This window comes from Salmonella sp. SSDFZ54, assembly GCF_004010735.1.
GTDB classification, from domain to species: Bacteria; Pseudomonadota; Gammaproteobacteria; order Enterobacterales; family Enterobacteriaceae; genus Salmonella; species Salmonella enterica.
Genome location: NZ_CP034819.1, coordinates 1,607,538 through 1,629,212, shown reverse-complemented (window position 1 = coordinate 1,629,212; position 21,675 = coordinate 1,607,538). Strand labels below are relative to the sequence as shown.

The window sequence follows — 21,675 nt, the reverse complement described above, 5'->3', positions numbered from 1 at the left end:
ACGGCAGATAGCATTCTGATTAGAAGCTTTCCCAGTTCGCCTGTTCTGCGGCGGGCTGTGGCGTTAAGCCTTTGCTTAACGGCGTCGGCGACGCCTCCCGACGAGGTTGTTTCTGGATGCGGAACGCGGCGACCGCCTGACGAAGCTCGTTAGCCTGATCTTCCAGCGCCGCCGCCGCTGCTGCGGATTCCTCTACCAGCGAGGCGTTTTGCTGCGTCACGCTGTCCATTTCCGATACCGCCTGCGCCACCTGCTCAATGCCTTTGCTTTGCTCATCGGAGGCAGAGGCGATTTCGCCCATAATATCGGTCACGCGGGTCACGGCGTTGACGATCTCTTTCATGGTTTCTCCCGCTTCGCGTACCTGCGTAGAGCCGGTATCAATGCGCGACACGGAGTTTTCAATCAGTACTTTGATCTCTTTGGCGGCCTGCGCGCTACGGCTGGCCAACGTGCGTACCTCTCCGGCCACAACCGCGAATCCTCGCCCCTGTTCGCCGGCGCGGGCGGCTTCTACCGCGGCGTTCAGCGCCAGGATATTAGTCTGGAAGGCGATACCGTCAATCACGCTGGTGATGTCCACAATTTTTTCCGAGCTTTCGGCGATATCGTTCATGGTGCTCACTACGTTATCCACCACGCGTCCTCCTTTACGCGCGGTTTCTGATGCGGTTTTCGCCAGACCCGTCGCCTGTCGTGCGTTATCGGTGTTTTGCCGTACCGTGGCGGTTAACTGTTCCATGCTGGCGGCGGTCTCCTCCAGCGCCGAGGCCTGCTGTTCGGTACGGGAAGAGAGGTCGCTGCTGCCGGCGGAAATTTCGCCTGCGCCAGTATAGATAGAGTCTGCGTTATCGCGCACCGCGCTGACGGTACGGATTAACGACTGCTGCATCGTTTTAAGACCGGCGGCCAGTTGGCCCATTTCACTGCGTCCTTCGGCCTCTATCTCATGGGTAAGATCGCCGTCGGCGATAGTTTGAATGTGCGCCATAATCCGTTGCAGCGGGCGGAGTAGAACGCGTTGCAGCCCCAGCCAGATAAACGCCAGTACGATGAGCACGATAAGTAGAATTATCCCCAGCGTCCATTGCATCTGGGTAAAACTGCTCTGATTCTGATCGCTGGCTAATTTTATTAATTGCGCATTTTGAGAGAGCCACTGGTCATATACCTGCTCCATGTCATCCTGCGCTTTTTGCGCGTCAAGGTTGCCATAGGCGGCGTAATTATCGGCTTTAAGATAGTGGATAGACTGCTGCAAAACGTCATACATCTGCTTAAAGCTGGCTTCGGCCTGGGCATCCAACGCCGGATCTTTGCCTGCGATCGCTTCGGAGTTCACGTAGTTGTTGAAATGCTTTTCCGCTTCGTTGAGCGACGCGCCAGCGTTGGTTAACAGCGTGTTCATGGCGTCCAGCGAGGCGGAATCGCGCTGATTTTTTAACATGCGTATCGCCACGCGGTTAATGGTGACGCGGGTTTCGATCAATGTCTGAAAACTGCCGCCCAGTTCCTGTTGTTGGTAACTCAGCGCGCTCGCATTCTGGAAATTCAGCCGATCGCTGCTGACGGCGGAATAAAACAGTATTCCTGTCACCAGCAATAAGGCGCTAAATATGCCCAGCGTCGCGATAACGCCGGTGATGACTTTGATATTTTTCATAGTGCCTAACATTCCTTATTTTGTAGACGGTATGATCAATATCGGTTGGATAAAAATTAACCTTACATCAAATCGCGCTATTTCTGATTAATGGTTTGATAAGTAATAGAAAATAAATAATTTTCGCGTGAATAATATGCACAAAGAAAGGAATACCGCGGGATAACCCGGCGACATGCCGCCGGGTGGGAGAAGATTAGTTTTTACGCAGCAAACGTAGCGCGTTGGCGGTCACTAATACCGTGGCTCCCGTATCCGCCAGGATTGCCAGCCATAGCCCGGTAAAACCCAGTAGCGTCGTCACCAGGAAAATGGCTTTCAGCCCCAGCGCAATGGTGATGTTCTGTCGGATATTCGCGTGGGTAGCGCGCGCCAGCGTAATCATCTGCGCTAACCCGCGCAGACGGTTATGAGTAAGGGCGGCGTCAGCCGTTTCCAGCGCGACGTCAGTACCGCTGCCCATCGCAATTCCGATACTGGCGGCTTTCATCGCGGGCGCATCATTAATGCCGTCGCCCACCATTGCCAGCGGCGCTTGTTGGTTAAGGGCGGTGACTGCCCGCACCTTGTCTTCCGGCAGTAGTCCGGCTTTAAACGCCAGATCCAGCTCGCCGGCAATCGCTGCCGCCGCCCGTGGGTTATCGCCGGTCAGAATCACGCCGTTAACGCCTAACTGATGCAGTTCGCGGATGGCGTCGCGCGCATCGTCACGCAACGTATCCTGGAGGGCGAGGACGCCAAGTACGGTCTCGTTACGCAGCACCAGAACCACCGTCTGCCCGGCGTTTTCCAGTTCGCTAATTTGCCCGGCAAACGCTGCCGCAGGCTGTTTTCCCGCCGCGCAAATCAGAATACGTTCGCCGTTAACCTGCGCTTCAATCCCGGTGCCGGCCAGCGTTCGCTGCGATTCCGCCGTCGGGATCGCCAGATCGCGTGTCTGCGCTTCGCGGACAATAGCCTGCGCCAGCGGGTGCGTAGCGCCTTGTTCTACGGCTGCCGCCAGCGCCAACAGTTCAGCCTCGCTGATACCGCTTGCCGGATGAATCGCCGTCACCCGTGGTTTACCGATGGTCAACGTACCGGTTTTATCAAAGGCGACCTGCGTGATACGGCCCAGTTGCTCCAGCGCTGCGCCGCCTTTTATCAATGCGCCGCGCCGTGCCGCCGCCGCCAGCCCGGAGGTAATGGCCGCGGGCGTGGAGATCACCAGCGCGCACGGGCAACCGATTAATAGCAGCGTCAGCCCTTTATAAATCCACTCCTGCCAGCCGCCATCGAACATCAGCGGCGGAATAAGCGTCACCAGCAGCGCGATGACCATAATGACTGGCGTATAGATGCGGCTGAAACGGTCAATAAACCGCTCAATGGGCGCACGGCGCTCTTCCGCCTCTTCAATCAGCGTCAGGATACGGTCAATCGCGCTGGCGCCAGGTTCAGATAGCACCTCCAGGGTGACGAGACGGTCAACGCTGGTCGCGCCAGCCGGGACTTTGTCGCCCGTTGCGCGCTCTACAGGGATAGACTCGCCGGTGAGCGCGCTTTCATCAAAGCTGGCGAAACCGGAAACCAGTTTACCGTCAGCGGGTAAGCGCCCCCCGGCGGCGACTTCGATAATATCGCCCGGTCGCAGGGTATTAATAGCGACCTCTTCCCGTACGCCGTCGCGCAGACGGGTCGCCGTTTCCGGTTTAAGCGCCATTAGCGCGCTGACGCCTTTACGGGCGCGGCTGGCGGCCCATCCTTCCAGGCGCTCGCCGATGAGGAACAGCAGCAATACCATTGCCGCCTCCGCCGTCGCGCCAATAAACAGCGCGCCAATGGCGGCGACGCTCATCAGCGTTTCAATAGCGAACCAACTGCCGCTTTTCATCAGCCGCAGCGCCTGGCGGGCAATAGGATACAGACCGACCAGAGTGGTGACGATAAAGGCCAGTTGGCCGAACGGGTGGTTAAATTGCTCCAGCCCCCAGCTTATCGCCATCATAATGATCAGCGTAATAAGCGGCAGGTTCTCTTTAAGACGAGATTCAGGCGCGGCGTCGCGCGAATCTTCGCTACGCAAGGTATAACCCGCCTTCTGTACGGCGCGTTCAATTTGCGCGCGGAGGTCGGTGTCGGCATCGACCACTAACTTTTCGGTGGCGAACAGAACTTGCGCCTGGTTGACACCGCGAATTTGGCGTACCGCATTCTCCACTTTTCGGGCGCAGGCGGCGCAGTCCATGCCGGAGATTTTCCAGGTATAGCGCGTGCCTGCCACGGCAGTAGAAACAGGCGCGCTGGACGCGCAATGTTCTTCGCAGCAGCAGCTATCGGCCTTCTGTATTGCCGGGGCTAATCTGAAGGAGGTAAAGGGCGGGACTTTTTTGCCATCGGTATCAGGGGTCGACATAACGTCCTCCGGTTGATGATAATTTTCTCATTAACCGGAGGATACACTCTGGAGTCGACTCCAGAGTCAAGCGCTATTATTTACAGGTACAGCGAGCGAACAATCAGGAAGTGTCCGGCAAAGTAGCAGGCGGCGGCAATTGCGTTATCCGCCCGGAAACGGCGGCGGTAATGGCTACCCAGCCAGACGATATTGCCGATGAACAGCAGCGTCGCGCCGGTAAAGGCCGAAAGGGCTGGCGCCGTTGGGCGGAAGAACCACAGTTCGCCCGCCAGCCAGACCATGACCAGCGTCATGGCGATAAAAGTACATACCGGCCAGCGTAGCTCCTCCAGTCGCGTCCAGATAACGGCGATAAGCAACGCGCCGACTATTAGTAACGCCAGCGGCAGCGGCCAGAAGAACGACAACGTCATTTGGCTGGCAAAGTAAATGGTGTAGAGCAGATGCGATAAGAAAAATGCCCCGACGGCGTACAGCAGGCGTTGACGCGGTAAGAGCGTTAACGCATCGCCGACCAGCGAGGCGCACAGTCCGGCCAACACAAGATAACTGATGGCGTCAAACATCGGCGCTTGCCAGGCCAGTAACAGCAACAGTAATAACGTGACGGGCTTAAAAACCCAGCGTTGCCAGGCTGGCCCGCGATAGGAGGCGTCCACATACAGCCATGCGGACAGGCAGACAGCGATAAACGACCAAAGCATCTTAATTCCTTGAATTCGTTATTTTTTCGCAAACGGTATGCTTGCGGCTCTATTATTCAGTGTAGAGGCCGTGACGGTCAGATGACAACACTATAACGGGCAGGGTATGCTTATTTCCGCATTTTCTGACAGGTTAACAGTATGAGTAAGCCACCGCTTTTCTTCATTATAATCATCGCATTAATCGTGGTTGCCGCGTCGTTTCGCTTCGTTCAGCAACGGCGGGAAAAAGCCGCTAATGAGGCGGCGCCGTTACAGCAAAAGCTGGTCGTGGTCAGCAGTAAACGGGAGAAGCCGGTTAACGACCGACGCTCTCGCCAGCAGGAAGTGAGCCCGGCGGGAACCAGTATGCGCTATGAGGCCAGTTTTAAGCCGCTCAATGGCGGTCTCGAAAAAACGTTCCGTTTACAAGCGCAGCAGTACCACGCTTTGACGGTGGGCGATCAAGGTACGCTGAGCTATAAGGGAACGCGGTTCGTCGGGTTTGTTAGCCGTACCCCGGATAACGAATAAACCGTCATCCGGCAGCAAACGTTATTTTTTGTTCTTAAACTTCTTCTGCCAGACCAGCAGCTCAAACACGCCGAACAGGAAAATGCGGATTTTTTCTCCCGTCGTCATCTGCGGACCCTCTTTCGGTATCGTTGATTTCAGCAACGCCAACTGCATACCGTGCATCAGCGCCATGAACACCAACGCCACGTTGACGAAGATATTGAGCGGGCGCGGGAAGGGATGCACCAGATTAAGAATCAAAAATGCCCACACGAAGAGCATTAATAAGCGGCCCAGATTAATCAACATCATTTTCTCCTTGCGCGTCGCGCTGATACAGACGATAAGCGACCTGTCCGGCCACCTTTTCTCGATACAATGCCCAGTTCGCCGGAACGGGCGGCAGACCGTTTTCCACCTCGCTTTCTACGTAGATTAGCGCGTCGTCGGCCAGCCATCCCTGGGTTTCCAGCAATTGTAACGTCTCTTCCAGCAGCCCTTTACGAAACGGCGGGTCGACAAAGACGACGTGATGCGGCGTCCCCGGCTGGCTGAGGAAGGCCAGAGTATTGGTATTGACGACGCGAGCATTGTTGGCTTTCAGCGTCGCCAGATTTTTTTGCAACTGCTGCGATACGGCGCGATCCATTTCCAGTAACGTTGCCTGGGCCGCATAACGCGATAGCGCTTCCAGACCCAGCGCGCCGCTGCCGGCAAAGCAATCCAGACAATGGGCGTCTACCATTACCGGAGCCAGCCAGTTAAATAACGTTTCGCGCACGCGATCGGTGGTGGGACGCAGACCCGGGCTGTCCGGAACCGGTAATTTACGGCCACGCCATTGCCCGCCAATAATGCGGATTTGGCCGCTGCCAGAGTGAGTCGGTTTTTTCATTTCTCTTGCTCGAACCGCCTGTTGCAAGTTATTCCAGGCGGTGATGTGAATTAAGTTAAGTGATAGACTATTTCATCATTTTTTTAGCTTCCATGTATATAGCGCCGCGAGGGGTGTAGTCGCAGATGGCAAAACAGAAAAAACGTGGCTTCTTTTCCTGGTTGGGCTTCGGTGATAAAGAGCAGAAGCAGGAACAGACCGAAGAACAGCAGATTGTTGAGGAACAACGACCGGTTGAGCCCCCTGTTGAAACGGCGGCAGACGTAGACGCGCAAACGCCCGCGCACAGCAAAGCAGAAACAGAAGCCTTTGCGGAAGAGGTGGTGGACGTTACTGAGAAAGTTCAGGAGAGCGAAAAACCGCAGCCGGTAGAGCCGGAGCCCGCGGCGGCCATTGAGACGGCAGCGCCGCAGAGCGCGGTGGAACGCGAGGAATTGCCGCTGCCGGAAGAGGTCAAAGACGAGTCTATCTCGCCGGAAGAGTGGCAGGCCGAAGCGGAAACCGTAGAGGTCATTGCCGCGGTAGAAGAAGAGGGCGAAAACGCGGCGAAATTCACCGACGAAGAGCTGGAAGCGCAGGCGCTGGCCGCTCAGGCGGCGGAAGAGGCGGTGATGGTTGTTCCGCCGGCGGAAGAAGACGCGCCGGTGGAAGCGATCGTTCAGGAGCAGGAAAAACCGACTAAAGAAGGTTTCTTTGCCCGCCTGAAACGCAGTCTGCTGAAAACCAAAGAAAATCTCGGTTCCGGATTTATCAGTCTGTTCCGCGGCAAGAAAATCGACGATGATTTGTTCGAGGAGCTGGAAGAGCAGTTGCTCATCGCTGATGTCGGGGTGGAAACCACGCGTAAGATTATCGCTAATCTGACGGAAGGCGCCAGCCGCAAACAGCTTAAAGATGCCGAGGCGCTGTATGGTCTGTTGAAAGACGAGATGGGCGAGATTCTGGCGAAGGTAGACGAACCGCTTAATATTGAAGGTAAAACGCCTTTTGTTATTCTGATGGTTGGCGTGAACGGCGTGGGTAAAACCACTACTATCGGTAAACTGGCGCGCCAGTTTGAGCAGCAGGGTAAATCAGTGATGCTGGCGGCGGGGGATACTTTCCGCGCGGCGGCGGTCGAACAGCTACAGGTCTGGGGACAGCGTAACAACATTCCGGTTATCGCCCAGCATACCGGCGCGGACTCCGCCTCGGTGATTTTTGACGCTATCCAGGCCGCGAAGGCGCGTAATGTGGATGTGTTAATTGCCGATACGGCAGGGCGTCTGCAGAACAAGTCGCACCTGATGGAAGAGCTGAAAAAAATCGTTCGCGTCATGAAAAAGCTGGACGAAGAAGCGCCACATGAAGTTATGCTGACCATTGACGCCAGCACCGGACAGAACGCGGTAAGCCAGGCCAAACTGTTCCATGAAGCGGTAGGCTTAACCGGTATTACCCTGACCAAGCTGGACGGTACGGCGAAAGGCGGGGTGATTTTCTCGGTAGCTGACCAGTTTGGCATTCCTATCCGTTACATTGGCGTGGGCGAACGTATCGAGGATTTGCGTCCGTTTAAGGCGGACGATTTTATTGAGGCACTTTTTGCCCGAGAGGATTAACAATGATTCGCTTTGAACATGTCAGCAAGGCCTATCTCGGCGGGAGACAAGCGCTGCAGGGAGTGACATTCCATATGCGGCCAGGCGAGATGGCGTTTCTGACCGGCCACTCCGGCGCGGGGAAAAGTACCCTGCTGAAGCTAATCTGTGGGATTGAGCGGCCCAGCGCCGGCAAAATCTTCTTCAGCGGGCATGATATTACGCGCCTGAAAAACCGCGAAGTGCCGTTTTTGCGCCGCCAGATTGGGATGATTTTCCAGGATCACCATCTGCTGATGGATCGCACGGTCTATGACAATGTGGCGATACCGTTAATCATTGCCGGCGCCAGCGGCGATGATATCCGTCGTCGTGTGTCGGCGGCGCTGGATAAGGTTGGACTACTGGACAAAGCGAGAAACTTCCCGATTCAACTCTCCGGAGGCGAACAACAGCGCGTGGGCATCGCCCGCGCGGTGGTCAATAAGCCAGCGGTATTGCTGGCGGATGAACCGACCGGGAACCTGGACGATGCGTTGTCGGAAGGGATTTTACGTCTGTTTGAAGAGTTTAACCGCGTAGGGGTGACGGTACTGATGGCGACGCACGATATTGGACTTATCTCCCGTCGTTCCTATAGGCAGCTCGTCCTGAGCGATGGACATCTGCATGGAGGCCTGGCCAATGAATAGGCGCGACGCGATTAACCAAATCAGGCAGTTCGGCGGACGGCTGGATCGACTGCGTAAGTCTCGCGGCGGAACAGGCGGCGGGCGCAACGCGCCAGGACGCCAGAAGCCGACGCCGAAACCGAACTCACGTAAAACAAATGTCTTTAATGAACAGGTGCGCTATGCCTGGCACGGCGCGCTGCAGGATCTGAAAAGCAAACCGCTGGCGACGTTTCTGACGGTGATGGTGATCGCCATCTCCCTGACGCTGCCCAGCGTCTGTTACATGGTCTATAAGAACGTCAACCAGGCGGCGACTCAGTATTATCCGTCGCCGCAGATCACCGTTTATCTGCAAAAAACGCTGGATGATGACGCGGCGGCACGGGTTGTTGGGCAGCTTCAGGCCGAGCAGGGCGTTGAGAAGGTCAACTACCTGTCCCGTGAGGACGCGCTGGGAGAATTCCGCAACTGGTCGGGTTTTGGCGGCGCGCTGGATATGCTGGAAGAGAACCCGCTACCGGCGGTGGCGGTGGTGATCCCCAAGCTGGACTTCCAGAGTACCGCCTCGCTTAATACGCTGCGCGACCGTATCTCGCAGATTAACGGCATTGACGAAGTCCGCATGGATGATAGCTGGTTTGCGCGCCTGGCGGCGCTCACTGGGCTGGTGGGCCGCGTGTCGGCGATGATCGGCGTGCTGATGGTCGCGGCGGTCTTCCTCGTTATCGGCAACAGCGTGCGCCTGAGCATTTTTGCCCGTCGCGATACCATTAACGTGCAAAAGCTGATTGGCGCGACCGATGGCTTTATCCTGCGTCCGTTCCTCTACGGCGGCGCGTTGCTCGGTTTTTCCGGCGCGTTTCTTTCACTGATATTGTCTGAAATTTTGGTGATGCGTTTATCATCGGCGGTAACTGAAGTGGCGCAGGTCTTCGGCACGAAGTTTGATCTCAATGGCTTATCGTTCGATGAGTGCCTGTTGCTGCTGCTGATCTGTTCCATGATCGGCTGGATCGCCGCCTGGCTGGCCACGGTGCAACATTTACGTCACTTTACTCCCGATTGATAAAATCGTGGTATAATCTTTCCCTGCAATGGGCTTCCGTTCGCAGGGAAAGAGTCCCTGTTGTCTCTTCCCCGCGCGTCATCTTTATGTCACAAGATTTGTGCAAATTATGCACAGTGTTACATTGAACTTGTGGATAAAATCACTGTCTGATAAAAGAGTGGGTGATATTCTCGTTGCTCATCGGCTTTGGCACGGTTGTTGCTCGCTGACGGTGCCAGGCAATACTGATTGAGAGGATTTGAATGACCAAAGAAATGCAAAATTTAGCTTTAGCCCCTGTTGGCAACCTGGAATCTTATATCCGGGCGGCGAACGCGTGGCCGATGTTATCGGCTGACGAGGAGCGGGCATTGGCTGAAAGGCTGCATTACCAGGGCGATCTGGAAGCAGCTAAAACGCTGATCCTGTCTCACCTGCGCTTTGTTGTTCATATTGCTCGTAACTATGCGGGCTATGGTCTGCCGCAGGCGGATTTGATCCAGGAAGGCAACATCGGCCTGATGAAAGCCGTACGCCGTTTCAACCCGGAAGTAGGCGTGCGTCTGGTCTCCTTCGCCGTACACTGGATTAAAGCAGAAATTCACGAATACGTGCTGCGTAACTGGCGTATCGTTAAAGTCGCAACCACGAAAGCGCAGCGTAAGCTGTTCTTTAATCTGCGTAAAACCAAGCAGCGTCTGGGCTGGTTTAATCAGGATGAGGTTGAAATGGTGGCGCGCGAACTGGGTGTTTCCAGTAAAGACGTGCGTGAGATGGAGTCGCGTATGGCGGCGCAGGACATGACGTTTGACATGTCTTCGGACGATGAGTCCGACAGCCAGCCAATGGCGCCGGTGCTGTATCTGCAGGATAAATCGTCTAACTTTGCCGACGGCATTGAAGACGATAACTGGGAAGAGCAGGCCGCCAACCGACTGACCGACGCGATGCAGGGGCTCGACGAGCGTAGCCAGGATATTATCCGCGCTCGCTGGCTGGACGAAGACAATAAGTCTACGTTGCAGGAGCTGGCCGATCGTTACGGCGTCTCCGCTGAGCGTGTGCGCCAGCTTGAAAAGAACGCCATGAAAAAACTTCGCGCTGCGATCGAAGCGTAATCTTCGCGAATTGCCAATGAACCCTCGAATGTGAATTCGGGGGTTTTGTTTTTTGTAGGCCGGATAAGGCGTTTACCCTGCCATCCGGTAACACGTTTGCCCGATGGCGCTTCGCTTATCTGGCTTACGGGCCCCTCCTCTCCCCCACCGACACAAATCTGTTATCTGAATGTAAATTTAGCTATTCCAAAATAATAAAAATCGGGTATGTTTTAGCAGAGTATGCTGCTAAAGCACGGGTAGCTAGCCAATAATCGAAATAAAGTGCTGAACAATAACACCACAACACACGTAACAACCAGAATAATGGGGATTATCAGGATGAATATGAAGGGTAAAACGTTATTGGCAGGATGTATCGCCCTGTCATTAAGCCATATGGCATTCGCCGAGGACATTAAAGTCGCGGTTGTCGGCGCGATGTCCGGTCCGGTGGCGCAGTATGGCGACCAGGAATTTACCGGTGCGGAGCAGGCAATTGCCGATATCAATGCGAAAGGCGGTATTAAAGGCGATAAGCTCGTCGCGGTGAAATATGACGACGCCTGTGACCCGAAACAGGCGGTAGCTGTCGCTAACAAAGTGGTGAACGACGGCATCAAGTATGTTATCGGTCACTTATGCTCCTCTTCCACACAGCCAGCGTCTGATATCTACGAAGACGAAGGTATCCTGATGATAACCCCGGCGGCGACCGCGCCGGAGCTGACCGCACGCGGCTATAACCTGATTTTGCGCACGACCGGCCTGGACTCTGACCAGGGGCCAACGGCGGCAAAGTATATTCTGGAGAAGGTAAAACCGCAGCGCATCGCGATTATCCACGATAAGCAGCAGTACGGCGAAGGGCTGGCGCGCGCGGTGCAGGACGGTCTGAAGAAAGGCGGCGTTAACGTCGTATTCTTTGACGGCATCACCGCTGGCGAAAAAGATTTCTCCACTCTGGTTGCGCGCCTGAAGAAAGAGAATATCGACTTTGTCTACTACGGCGGTTATCACCCGGAAATGGGGCAGATTTTGCGCCAGTCCCGCGCCGCAGGGCTGAAAACCCAGTTTATGGGGCCGGAAGGGGTGGCGAACGTGTCGCTGTCTAACATCGCCGGAGAGTCTGCGGAAGGCTTACTGGTCACTAAACCGAAGAACTACGATCAGGTGCCTGCAAACAAACCGATTGTGGATGCCATCAAAGCCAAGAAACAAGATCCTAGCGGCGCATTCGTGTGGACCACCTACGCCGCGCTGCAATCCTTACAGGCGGGGCTGAACCACTCCGACGATCCGGCGGAAATCGCCAAATACCTGAAAGGCGCCACGGTCGACACCGTAATGGGACCGCTGTCGTGGGATGAGAAGGGCGATCTGAAAGGATTTGAGTTCGGCGTATTTGACTGGCATGCGAACGGTACGGCGACAGACGCTAAGTAATTTTCCTGGCGCCTTTCGCGCTGCAGGTGCGTTGGCTACGTTATTCAACCCCGGTCACTTACTTATGTAAGCTCCCGGGGATTTCATAACTTGCCGCCTGCCTGCAACGCGAAATTCTTGGAAAATTGCGAGGTGGTTTTTATCTTTTCTCCCGGCATGTAGGCCGGATAAGCGTCAGCGCCATCCGGCTTTCTTTTAGCGCTTCTCCCAGCCGTCATGCTGTGCGGTAAAGCCTAACGCCTGCATAAACGCGGCCATCACGCTACGGTCTTCAACACCGACATCTGCCATCCACCACGACGAGACGTTGGGATTATCGCGGATGACTTCTTCTACCAGGTATTGTCCGACGCCGCGACGACGGGTGATTTCACGCACGCGTAAGGAATCCAGCGCGCCCTGCGTTCCGCTCAGCGTCACTCTTACGGCGCCCAACAAACGCTCGTTAAACCGCGCGGCATAAATCCGGTGCGTTTCATCTACGCTTAATGAGGAGGCGGAATATTCCGGCCAGATTTTGCCCAGATCGATCTGATCCTGAGCGCTAAAGTGTTCTAAACGAAGAATAGTCAGCTTCATCGACGGCTTGTCCCGATTTCAAAAGATGCGATCAGTGTACCGAAACAGGCAGGTCAGATGCTTTCTCTTTTTTGTGTCATTTACCAGGTTATTAATTTTTTAACAACGATAATTACAGTTTGAAGCATTAGAGAATGGAAAACAGGCAGCATAATTCCCTGAATGCTAGTGAATTATTCCGCTTAATATGCCGTTATTTTATGCTGACAAGTGTGCTTTTTTTTGTTTATCTATAGCGAAAAGCAGAATATTATCTTTCCTTAATAGACTGAAAAATATAGATTTTAATCTTATTATGCTTTAAATGCTGCGCTAACTCATTAATGAGTCAGTAAAAAGCGCATCATTTATAAAAAGTACAGTCTGCTTTTTAACCAGCAAAAAACAAAACATATAACATCACGAATGGGGATACAGGCACATGAAACGGAAAGCGAAAACGATAATCGCAGGGATTGTTGCATTAGCAGTCTCGCAGGGGGCAATGGCAGATGATATTAAAGTCGCCATAGTCGGGGCGATGTCCGGCCCGGTAGCGCAATGGGGCGATATGGAATTTAACGGCGCGCGCCAGGCCATTAAAGACATCAACGCTAAAGGCGGGATTAAAGGCGATAAGCTGGTCGGCGTAGAGTACGATGATGCCTGCGATCCAAAACAGGCGGTGGCGGTGGCCAACAAAATCGTTAACGACGGTATTCAGTACGTTATTGGTCACTTGTGTTCTTCTTCTACTCAGCCAGCATCCGATATCTATGAAGATGAAGGTATTCTGATGATCTCCCCGGGGGCGACTAACCCGGAGCTGACCCAGCGCGGCTATCAGTACATTATGCGTACCGCCGGCCTGGACTCCTCCCAGGGGCCAACGGCCGCGAAATACATCCTGGAAACGGTGAAACCGCAGCGCATCGCTATCATTCACGATAAACAGCAATACGGCGAAGGACTGGCGCGCTCTGTGCAGGATGGTCTGAAGCAAGGCAATGCCAATATTGTCTTTTTTGATGGTATTACCGCCGGCGAAAAAGATTTCTCCGCCCTGATTGCCCGCTTGCAAAAAGAGAATATCGACTTTGTGTATTACGGCGGCTACTACCCGGAAATGGGGCAAATGCTGCGCCAGGCGCGGGCTAATGGCCTGAAAACGCAATTTATGGGGCCGGAAGGCGTGGGTAACGCGTCGCTGTCCAATATTGCGGGCGGTGCGGCGGAAGGCATGTTGGTGACGATGCCAAAACGTTATGACCAGGACCCGGCGAATAAGGCGATTGTTGAGGCGCTGAAAGCCGACAAGAAAGATCCCAGCGGTCCGTATGTCTGGATCACCTACGCCGCCGTCCAGTCGCTGGCGACCGCAATGACGCGTAGCGCCAGCCATGCTCCACTGGATCTGGTGAAAGATCTTAAAGCTAACGGGGCTGATACCGTTATTGGGCCGCTGAAATGGGATGAAAAAGGCGATCTTAAGGGATTTGAATTTGGCGTCTTCCAGTGGCACGCCGACGGCTCGTCAACCGTCGCGAAGTAATGCCAGAAGATAAGTTATCCCACCGCCCGCACGCCGGGCGGGTTTAAAAAGGTTACCTTATGTCCGAGCAGTTTCTCTATTTCTTGCAGCAGATGTTTAACGGCGTCACGCTGGGGAGCACCTACGCGCTGATTGCTATCGGTTATACGATGGTGTACGGCATTATCGGCATGATCAACTTCGCTCATGGCGAGGTGTATATGATCGGCAGCTACGTCTCTTTTATGATCATCGCCGCGCTAATGATGATGGGAATAGACACCAGTTGGCTCCTGGTGGCCGCTGGATTTATCGGCGCGATTATTATTGCCAGCGCCTACGGCTGGAGTATCGAGCGAGTCGCTTACCGGCCCGTGCGCAACTCCAAGCGCCTGATCGCCCTGATTTCCGCCATCGGGATGTCCATCTTTCTGCAAAACTACGTCAGCCTGACGGAAGGTTCGCGCGACGTGGCGTTACCCAGCCTGTTTAACGGCCAGTGGATTGTGGGCAGCAGCGAAAACTTTGCCGCGTCCATCACCACCATGCAGGCGGTTATCTGGATAGTCACCTTTCTGGCTATGCTGGCGCTCACCATTTTCATTCGCTACTCCCGGATGGGCCGCGCCTGCCGCGCCTGCGCGGAGGATCTGAAAATGGCCAGCCTGCTCGGCATTAATACCGACCGCGTCATTGCGCTAACGTTTGTTATCGGCGCGGCAATGGCGGCGGTGGCGGGCGTGCTGCTCGGCCAGTTCTATGGCGTAATTAACCCCTACATCGGTTTTATGGCCGGGATGAAAGCGTTCACCGCGGCGGTGCTGGGCGGTATTGGCAGCATTCCGGGCGCGATGATCGGCGGTCTGATTTTGGGCGTCGCCGAAGCGCTCTCGTCTGCATATTTAAGTACCGAATATAAAGATGTCGTGTCGTTCGCTCTGCTGATTCTGGTACTGCTGGTGATGCCGACCGGTATCCTGGGGCGTCCGGAGGTAGAGAAAGTATGAAACCGATGCATATTGCGATGGCTCTGTTCTCTGCGGCGATGTTCTTCGTTCTGGCTGGCGTCTTCATGGGCGTACAACTGGAGCTGGACGGCACCAAACTGGTGGTGGATACCGCCGCCGACATCCGCTGGCAGTGGATCTTTATCGGTACGGCAGTGGTTTTTTTCTTTCAGTTGCTGCGTCCGATGTTCCAGAAAGCGGTGAAGCACGTCTCCGGACCGAAGTTTATTCTGCCAGCGATCGATGGCTCTACCGTTAAGCAAAAGCTGTTTCTGATGGCGCTGTTGGTTATCGCCGTGGCGTGGCCGTTTATGGTGTCGCGCGGTAGCGTCGATATCGCCACCATGACCATGATTTATATCATCCTCGGTCTGGGGCTGAACGTGGTGGTGGGGCTGTCCGGCCTGCTGGTATTGGGCTACGGCGGCTTTTACGCCATCGGCGCTTATACCTTTGCGCTGCTCAACCACTATTATGGTTTGGGTTTCTGGACCTGCCTGCCGCTGGCGGGACTGGTCTCCGCCGCCGCTGGTTTCCTGCTCGGCTTCCCGGTCCTGCGTCTGCGCGGCGACTATCTGGCGATTGTGACGCTCGGCTTCGGCGAAATCGTCCGTATCCTGTTGCTCAACAACACTGAAATTACCGGCGGCCCGAACGGCATCAGCCAGATCCCCAAACCGACGCTATTTGGTCTGGAGTTTAGCCGCAACACCCGCGAAGGCGGCTGGGATACCTTCAGCAATTTCTTTGGCGTGAAGTACGACCCATCCGACCGGGTCATTTTCCTCTATCTGGTGGCCCTGTTGCTGGTGGTCTTGTCGCTGTTTGTCATTAACCGCCTGCTGCGTATGCCGCTGGGCCGGGCGTGGGAAGCGTTGCGTGAAGATGAGATCGCCTGTCGCTCATTAGGTTTAAGCCCGACGCGCATCAAGCTGACCGCTTTTACTATCAGCGCCGCGTTTGCCGGTTTCGCCGGGACGTTGTTTGCCGCCCGCCAGGGCTTTGTCAGCCCGGAATCCTTCACCTTCGCCGAATCCGCCTTCGTGCTGGCGATTGTGGTGCTGGGCGGAATGGGCTCGCAGTTTGCGGTGATCCTGGCGGCGGTTCTGTTGGTGGTGTCGCGCGAGTTGATGCGCGATTTCAACGAATACAGCATGTTGATGCTCGGCGGTTTAATGGTGTTGATGATGATCTGGCGCCCGCAGGGATTGCTGCCGATGACGCGTCCGCAGTTGAAGCTGAAAAGTGGTCAGGCGAAAGGAGAGCAGGCATGAGTCAGCCATTATTAGCGGTTAACGGCCTGATGATGCGCTTTGGCGGTTTGCTGGCGGTCAACAATGTATCGCTGGAATTGCGTGAGCGGGAAATTGTGTCGCTGATTGGCCCTAACGGCGCGGGTAAAACGACGGTGTTTAACTGCCTGACCGGTTTTTATAAGCCGACAGGCGGTACGATCACGTTGCGCGAGCGGCATCTGGAAGGATTGCCGGGCCAGCAGATCGCCCGCATGGGCGTGGTACGTACTTTCCAGCATGTGCGCCTGTTTCGCGAAATGACGGTGATTGAAAACCTGCTGGTGGCGCAGCACCAGCAACTGAAAACGGGCCTCTTTTCCGGCCTGTTGAAAACGCCCGCTTTCCGCCGCGCGCAAAGCGAAGCGCTGGACCGCGCGGCGACCTGGCTTGAGCGTATTGGCCTGCTGGAACATGCCAACCGCCAGGCCAGTAATCTTGCCTACGGCGACCAGCGCCGGCTGGAGATTGCCCGCTGCATGGTGACGCAGCCAGAAATTCTGATGCTCGACGAACCGGCGGCTGGCCTTAACCCGAAAGAGACCAAAGAGCTGGATGAGCTGATTGCCGAACTACGTAACCATCACAACACCACTATCTTGCTGATTGAACACGATATGAAGCTGGTGATGGGCATTTCCGATCGCATTTACGTGGTGAACCAGGGCACGCCGCTGGCGAACGGCACGCCGGAAGAGATCCGCAACAACCCGGACGTCATCCGCGCTTATCTGGGTGAGGCATAAGATGGAAAAAACGATGTTAACGTTTGAAAAAGTCAGCGCCCACTACGGCAAAATTCAGGCGCTGCACGACGTCAGTCTGCACATCAACCAGGGGGAAATCGTTACCCTGATTGGCGCTAACGGCGCGGGGAAAACGACGCTGCTTGGCACCTTGTGCGGCGATCCGCGCGCCTCCAGCGGACGGGTGGTGTTTGACGGTAAAGACATCACCGACTGGCAGACGGCGAAAATCATGCGTGAAGCGGTGGCGATAGTGCCGGAAGGGCGGCGCGTCTTCTCGCGGATGACGGTGGAAGAGAATCTGGCGATGGGCGGTTTTTTTGCCGAGCGCGATCGGTTTCAGGAGCGTATCAAATGGGTGTACGAGCTGTTTCCGCGCCTGCATGAACGCCGTATCCAGCGAGCGGGCACCATGTCCGGCGGTGAACAGCAGATGCTGGCGATTGGCCGCGCGCTGATGAGCCAGCCGAGGCTATTGCTGCTGGATGAACCGTCGCTGGGGCTGGCGCCGATCATCATCCAGCAGATCTTCGACACCATTGAGCAGTTGCGCGAGCAGGGTATGACCATCTTCCTTGTCGAGCAGAACGCCAACCAGGCGCTGAAGCTCGCCGACCGCGGTTATGTGCTGGAAAACGGCCACGTGGTGCTATCCGATACCGGTGATGCACTGCTGGCGAACGAAGCGGTGCGCAGCGCCTATCTGGGCGGATAAGGCGCAGTTTACAGCTGCCATCTGGCAAACGCGCCCGGTGGCGCTACCGCTTACCGGACCTGGCGGATTACTCGGCATTCGGCAAATCAGTAGAACATTTTTCGTACCAACATGTTATAGTTGAGAATAGTTATCAAATATAACCACCGAAGAAGGAGCAAGGATGATACGTTCAGGCGCCTGCATAATGGGAACGCTGTTGTTCGCGGCTTCGTTCAGTGTTAACGCCTTAACCTCAAACGATTTTGATCCCCGCGATCCTGCTATCTGGCAAGAAGAAACCGCAACGCCTTATCCACTGGCCGCAACGACCTGCGAAGTGCGTCATCATCCGGATTGTGCAACGTGGGAGGATGAAAAATCCGACATTCAGCGTGAACGCGAGCGGCGAGATCAGCGGCGCTTACAAAATCTGTACAAAAAGTATTCTCATCGTGATTAACTGCTGACGCCAGCCAAATAACGCATGTCTGGTCAGCATTACGCTGTCAGACGTGCCGTAGCTCCCACTTTTCTTTTCCGGCGCTTTCACTGCCTTGCCATCTCTCTGTCGCCTTACTATCTTTTTTTTGTAATAAAAAAGTTATTTTTCTGTCATTCGAGCATGTCATGTTACCCCCGCGAACATAAAACGCGTGATATCGCGCATCCCGGCACAAAAAGAGAGATAACCGATGATATCGTTACGACATACAGCTTTAGGACTGGCGCTGAGTCTGGCATTTACGGGTCAGGCGTTGGCCGTCACCACTATTCCATTCTGGCATTCAATGGAAGGGGAGTTAGGCAAAGAAGTTGATTCACTGGCGCAACGTTTTAACCAGGCCAATCCGGATTACAAAATCGTTCCGGTCTATAAGGGGAACTATGAACAGAACCTGAGCGCCGGGATCGCGGCATTCCGTACCGGCAACGCGCCGGCAATATTGCAGGTTTATGAGGTTGGGACGGCGACCATGATGGCCTCGAAAGCCATTAAGCCGGTTTATGAAGTGTTTAAAGACGCCGGTATTAACTTTGACGAGTCCCAGTTTGTACCGACCGTTGCAGGCTACTACACCGATGCTAAAAGCGGGCATCTGCTCTCCCAGCCCTTTAACAGCTCCACGCCGGTACTGTACTACAACAAAGACGCCTTTAAGAAAGCCGGTTTAGATCCGGAGCAGCCGCCGAAAACCTGGCAGGAGCTGGCTGACTATACCGCGAAACTGAGAGCGGCAGGCATGAAATGCGGTTACGCCAGCGGCTGGCAAGGTTGGATCCAACTGGAAAACTTCAGCGCCTGGAACGGTCTCCCCTTCGCCAGTAAAAACAATGGTTTTGACGGTACAGATGCGGTGCTGGAGTTTAATAAGCCAGAGCAGGTGAAACATATCGCGCTGCTGGAAGAGATGAATAAAAAAGGCGATTTTAGCTATGTTGGGCGTAAGGACGAGTCTACCGAGAAGTTTTATAACGGTGACTGCGCGATGACAACCGCGTCCTCCGGCTCGCTCGCCAATATCCGCCAGTATGCCAAATTTAACTATGGCGTGGGTATGATGCCGTACGACGCGGATATCAAGGGCGCGCCGCAAAACGCTATTATCGGCGGAGCCAGCCTATGGGTCATGCAGGGTAAAGATAAAGAAACCTATACCGGCGTCGCCAAATTCCTCGACTTCCTGGCAAAACCGGAAAACGCTGCTGAATGGCATCAAAAAACTGGCTACCTGCCGATTACCACCGCCGCCTACGAGCTGACCCGCGAGCAGGGTTATTACGATAAAAACCCCGGTGCGGATATCGCCACTCGCCAGATGTTGAATAAGCCGCCGTTACCCTTCACCAAAGGCTTGCGTCTGGGCAATATGCCGCAGATTCGTACCATCGTGGACGAAGAGCTGGAAAGCGTCTGGACCGGGAAGAAGACCCCACAACAGGCGTTGGATACCGCAGTGGAGCGCGGGAATCAGTTGCTGCGTCGTTTTGAGAAAGCGAGCAAATCTTAAGTGTATAAGTGCCTGGTGGCGCTGCGCTTATCAGGCCTACAGCGTTTGTAGGCCGGATAAGGTGCTTGCACCGCCATCCGGCACCTTCCAGGAAAAGAACCTTCATGTCATCATTCCGTCCGGTGTTCCGCTCGCGCTGGCTGCCGTATTTACTGGTTGCCCCGCAGTTGGTTATCACCGTTATTTTCTTTATCTGGCCTGCGGGCGAAGCGCTGTGGTATTCGCTGCAAAGCGTCGATCCGTTTGGTTTTTCCAGCCAATTTGTCGGGCTGGAGAATTTTGTCGCGCTTTTTCACGACAGTTATTATCTCGACGCCTTCTGGACGACGATTAAATTCAGCGCGCTGGTCACGTTTAGCGGCCTGCTGGTCTCGCTGTTTTTCGCCGCCCTGGTGGATTACGTGGTGCGCGGCAGCCGTTTTTATCAGACGCTGATGCTGCTGCCTTATGCCGTCGCGCCCGCCGTCGCCGCCGTATTGTGGATTTTCCTGTTTAACCCGGGGCGGGGATTAATCACCCATTTCCTCGGCGAATTCGGCTATGACTGGAACCACGCGCAAAACAGCGGTCAGGCGATGTTCCTGGTGGTATTTGCGTCAGTCTGGAAGCAGATTAGTTACAACTTTTTATTCTTCTTTGCCGCGCTGCAATCCATTCCCCGCTCGCTGGTGGAAGCGGCGGCCATTGACGGCGCCGGGCCGATTCGTCGTTTCTTCCGGCTTTCTTTGCCGCTTATTGCGCCGGTCAGTTTCTTCCTGCTGGTGGTCAACCTGGTGTACGCCTTTTTCGACACCTTCCCGGTGATCGACGCCGCGACCGCCGGCGGGCCGGTACAAGCCACCACGACGCTGATTTATAAGATTTATCGCGAAGGGTTTACCGGCCTGGATCTCTCGGCGTCCGCCGCGCAGTCGGTGGTGTTGATGTTCCTCGTCATCATTCTGACGGTGGTGCAGTTCCGCTATGTAGAAAGTAAGGTGCGTTACCAATGATAGAGAATCGTCGCGGGCTGACAATATTCAGCCATACCATGCTGATTCTGGGGATCGCGGTCATTTTGTTTCCGCTGTATGTCGCGTTTGTCGCGGCGACGCTGGACGACCGCGCGGTGTTTGAGACGCCGATGACGCTGCTTCCCGGCACGCAGTTACTGGAGAATATCAAAACTATTTGGGTCAACGGCGTCGGTGTTAATAGCGCGCCATTCTGGCTGATGATGCTTAACAGTTTCATTATGGCGTTCAGCATTACGGTAGGCAAAATCACGGTATCTATGCTTTCCGCATTCGCCATCGTCTGGTTTCGTTTTCCCCTGCGTAACCTGTTCTTCTGGATGATTTTTATCACCCTGATGCTGCCGGTTGAAGTGCGTATCTTCCCGACGGTGGAAGTGATCGCCAACCTGAAAATGCTCGACAGCTATGCCGGTCTGACGCTACCGCTGATGGCGTCCGCTACCGCCACTTTCCTGTTTCGTCAGTTCTTTATGACGCTTCCGGATGAACTGGTGGAGGCGGCCCGTATTGACGGCGCGTCGCCGATGCGCTTTTTCCGCGACATCGTGTTGCCGCTGTCAAAAACCAACCTGGCGGCGTTATTCGTCATCACCTTTATCTACGGCTGGAACCAGTATCTGTGGCCGCTGTTGATTATCACCGACGTGAATCTTGGCACTGCCGTAGCGGGTATCAAAGGGATGATCGCCACTGGCGAAGGTACCACGCAATGGAACCAGGTGATGGCGGCAATGCTGCTCACCCTTATTCCCCCGGTTGTCATCGTTTTAGCCATGCAGCGCGCGTTTGTGCGTGGCCTGGTCGATAGTGAGAAATAAA

Annotated in this window: 22 protein-coding genes; 15 read left to right on the top strand and 7 right to left on the bottom strand. The window is 54.9% G+C overall.

Annotated elements, in window-relative coordinates:
- Positions 1-19 precede the first annotated feature (19 nt).
- The 3 genes from EOS97_RS08235 to EOS97_RS08225 all read right to left on the bottom strand — a co-directional run bounded on the left by EOS97_RS08235 (position 20) and on the right by EOS97_RS08225 (position 4,765).
- Entirely contained in the window at positions 20-1,663 is a 1,644-nt protein-coding gene (locus EOS97_RS08235) for a methyl-accepting chemotaxis citrate transducer (protein WP_000789692.1), read from the bottom strand.
- 196 nt (positions 1,664-1,859) lie between these two features.
- Complete coding sequence (gene zntA, locus EOS97_RS08230; RefSeq protein WP_000106672.1) at positions 1,860-4,058, bottom strand: Zn(II)/Cd(II)/Pb(II) translocating P-type ATPase ZntA; 2,199 nt, start codon at positions 4,056-4,058, stop codon at positions 1,860-1,862.
- A gap of 80 nt (positions 4,059-4,138) precedes the next feature.
- The gene (locus EOS97_RS08225; protein WP_000964735.1) at positions 4,139-4,765 is read right to left on the bottom strand and encodes a lysoplasmalogenase; all 627 of its coding nucleotides are present in this window, start codon (positions 4,763-4,765) and stop codon (positions 4,139-4,141) included.
- A gap of 141 nt (positions 4,766-4,906) precedes the next feature.
- On the opposite strand from EOS97_RS08225, the gene EOS97_RS08220 reads away from it, so the two are divergent.
- On the top strand, positions 4,907-5,278 hold the full coding sequence (locus tag EOS97_RS08220; protein ID WP_000042852.1) for a DUF2500 domain-containing protein: 372 nt from the start codon (positions 4,907-4,909) through the stop codon (positions 5,276-5,278).
- Between the two features lie 21 nt (positions 5,279-5,299).
- Here the strand turns inward: EOS97_RS08220 and EOS97_RS08215 are convergent, their stop codons facing one another.
- Together EOS97_RS08215 and rsmD are read right to left on the bottom strand one after the other, a co-directional pair.
- Positions 5,300-5,569 carry a DUF1145 family protein gene (locus EOS97_RS08215; protein ID WP_000906759.1) on the bottom strand — a complete coding sequence of 90 codons (270 nt, stop codon included), beginning with the start codon at positions 5,567-5,569 and terminating at the stop codon, positions 5,300-5,302.
- Entirely contained in the window at positions 5,559-6,155 is a 597-nt protein-coding gene (gene rsmD, locus EOS97_RS08210) for a 16S rRNA (guanine(966)-N(2))-methyltransferase (RefSeq protein WP_000743275.1), read from the bottom strand. Before rsmD ends, EOS97_RS08215 begins: the two co-directional genes overlap by 11 nt.
- Before the next feature lie 125 nt (positions 6,156-6,280).
- On the opposite strand from rsmD, the gene ftsY reads away from it, so the two are divergent.
- From ftsY to livJ, 5 genes are all read left to right on the top strand, one after another.
- Positions 6,281-7,756 carry a signal recognition particle-docking protein FtsY gene (gene ftsY / locus EOS97_RS08205; RefSeq protein WP_001118691.1) on the top strand — a complete coding sequence of 492 codons (1,476 nt, stop codon included), beginning with the start codon at positions 6,281-6,283 and terminating at the stop codon, positions 7,754-7,756.
- Between the two features lie 2 nt (positions 7,757-7,758).
- Complete coding sequence (gene ftsE, locus EOS97_RS08200) at positions 7,759-8,427, top strand: cell division ATP-binding protein FtsE (protein WP_000617729.1); 669 nt, start codon at positions 7,759-7,761, stop codon at positions 8,425-8,427.
- Positions 8,420-9,475, top strand: coding sequence for a permease-like cell division protein FtsX (gene ftsX, locus EOS97_RS08195; RefSeq protein ID WP_001081705.1), 1,056 nt, complete (start codon positions 8,420-8,422; stop codon positions 9,473-9,475). Before ftsE ends, ftsX begins: the two co-directional genes overlap by 8 nt.
- Before the next feature lie 245 nt (positions 9,476-9,720).
- Positions 9,721-10,575, top strand: a complete 855-nt coding sequence (gene rpoH, locus EOS97_RS08190; protein ID WP_000159621.1) for an RNA polymerase sigma factor RpoH — start codon at positions 9,721-9,723, stop codon at positions 10,573-10,575.
- A gap of 321 nt (positions 10,576-10,896) precedes the next feature.
- Positions 10,897-12,000, top strand: coding sequence for a branched chain amino acid ABC transporter substrate-binding protein LivJ (livJ, locus tag EOS97_RS08185; RefSeq protein ID WP_001528146.1), 1,104 nt, complete (start codon positions 10,897-10,899; stop codon positions 11,998-12,000).
- Positions 12,001-12,083: 83 nt separating this feature from the next.
- Here the strand turns inward: livJ and EOS97_RS08180 are convergent, their stop codons facing one another.
- Together EOS97_RS08180 and panM are read right to left on the bottom strand one after the other, a co-directional pair.
- Positions 12,084-12,218 (bottom strand): hypothetical protein, encoded by a 135-nt coding sequence (locus EOS97_RS08180; protein WP_001517957.1) that lies wholly within the window; start codon positions 12,216-12,218, stop codon positions 12,084-12,086.
- Entirely contained in the window at positions 12,196-12,579 is a 384-nt protein-coding gene (gene panM / locus EOS97_RS08175) for an aspartate 1-decarboxylase autocleavage activator PanM (RefSeq protein WP_000778873.1), read from the bottom strand. The genes EOS97_RS08180 and panM overlap by 23 nt, the downstream gene beginning before the upstream one ends.
- Before the next feature lie 421 nt (positions 12,580-13,000).
- Between panM and livK the strand changes: the two genes are divergently transcribed.
- From livK to ugpE, 9 genes are all read left to right on the top strand, one after another.
- Positions 13,001-14,110: a high-affinity branched-chain amino acid ABC transporter substrate-binding protein LivK gene (gene livK, locus EOS97_RS08170; RefSeq protein WP_000822976.1), complete on the top strand. Its 1,110-nt coding sequence runs from the start codon at positions 13,001-13,003 to the stop codon at positions 14,108-14,110.
- Positions 14,111-14,169: 59 nt separating this feature from the next.
- Positions 14,170-15,096, top strand: a complete 927-nt coding sequence (gene livH / locus EOS97_RS08165) for a high-affinity branched-chain amino acid ABC transporter permease LivH (protein ID WP_000003005.1) — start codon at positions 14,170-14,172, stop codon at positions 15,094-15,096.
- On the top strand, positions 15,093-16,370 hold the full coding sequence (livM, locus tag EOS97_RS08160; RefSeq protein ID WP_000803764.1) for a branched chain amino acid ABC transporter permease LivM: 1,278 nt from the start codon (positions 15,093-15,095) through the stop codon (positions 16,368-16,370). Before livH ends, livM begins: the two co-directional genes overlap by 4 nt.
- Positions 16,367-17,134, top strand: coding sequence for a high-affinity branched-chain amino acid ABC transporter ATP-binding protein LivG (gene livG, locus EOS97_RS08155; protein ID WP_000082083.1), 768 nt, complete (start codon positions 16,367-16,369; stop codon positions 17,132-17,134). The genes livM and livG overlap by 4 nt, the downstream gene beginning before the upstream one ends.
- Position 17,135: 1 nt before the next feature.
- Positions 17,136-17,849: a high-affinity branched-chain amino acid ABC transporter ATP-binding protein LivF gene (gene livF / locus EOS97_RS08150; protein WP_000416114.1), complete on the top strand. Its 714-nt coding sequence runs from the start codon at positions 17,136-17,138 to the stop codon at positions 17,847-17,849.
- A gap of 163 nt (positions 17,850-18,012) precedes the next feature.
- Positions 18,013-18,291: a hypothetical protein gene (locus EOS97_RS08145; RefSeq protein WP_000621260.1), complete on the top strand. Its 279-nt coding sequence runs from the start codon at positions 18,013-18,015 to the stop codon at positions 18,289-18,291.
- Between the two features lie 232 nt (positions 18,292-18,523).
- Entirely contained in the window at positions 18,524-19,840 is a 1,317-nt protein-coding gene (gene ugpB / locus EOS97_RS08140) for a sn-glycerol-3-phosphate ABC transporter substrate-binding protein UgpB (protein WP_000624749.1), read from the top strand.
- Between the two features lie 104 nt (positions 19,841-19,944).
- Complete coding sequence (gene ugpA / locus EOS97_RS08135) at positions 19,945-20,832, top strand: sn-glycerol-3-phosphate ABC transporter permease UgpA (RefSeq protein WP_000094074.1); 888 nt, start codon at positions 19,945-19,947, stop codon at positions 20,830-20,832.
- A complete protein-coding gene (ugpE, locus tag EOS97_RS08130) occupies positions 20,829-21,674 on the top strand; it encodes a sn-glycerol-3-phosphate ABC transporter permease UgpE (protein WP_000572196.1) in 846 nt (281 codons plus the stop codon). Before ugpA ends, ugpE begins: the two co-directional genes overlap by 4 nt.
- Position 21,675 lies beyond the last annotated feature (1 nt).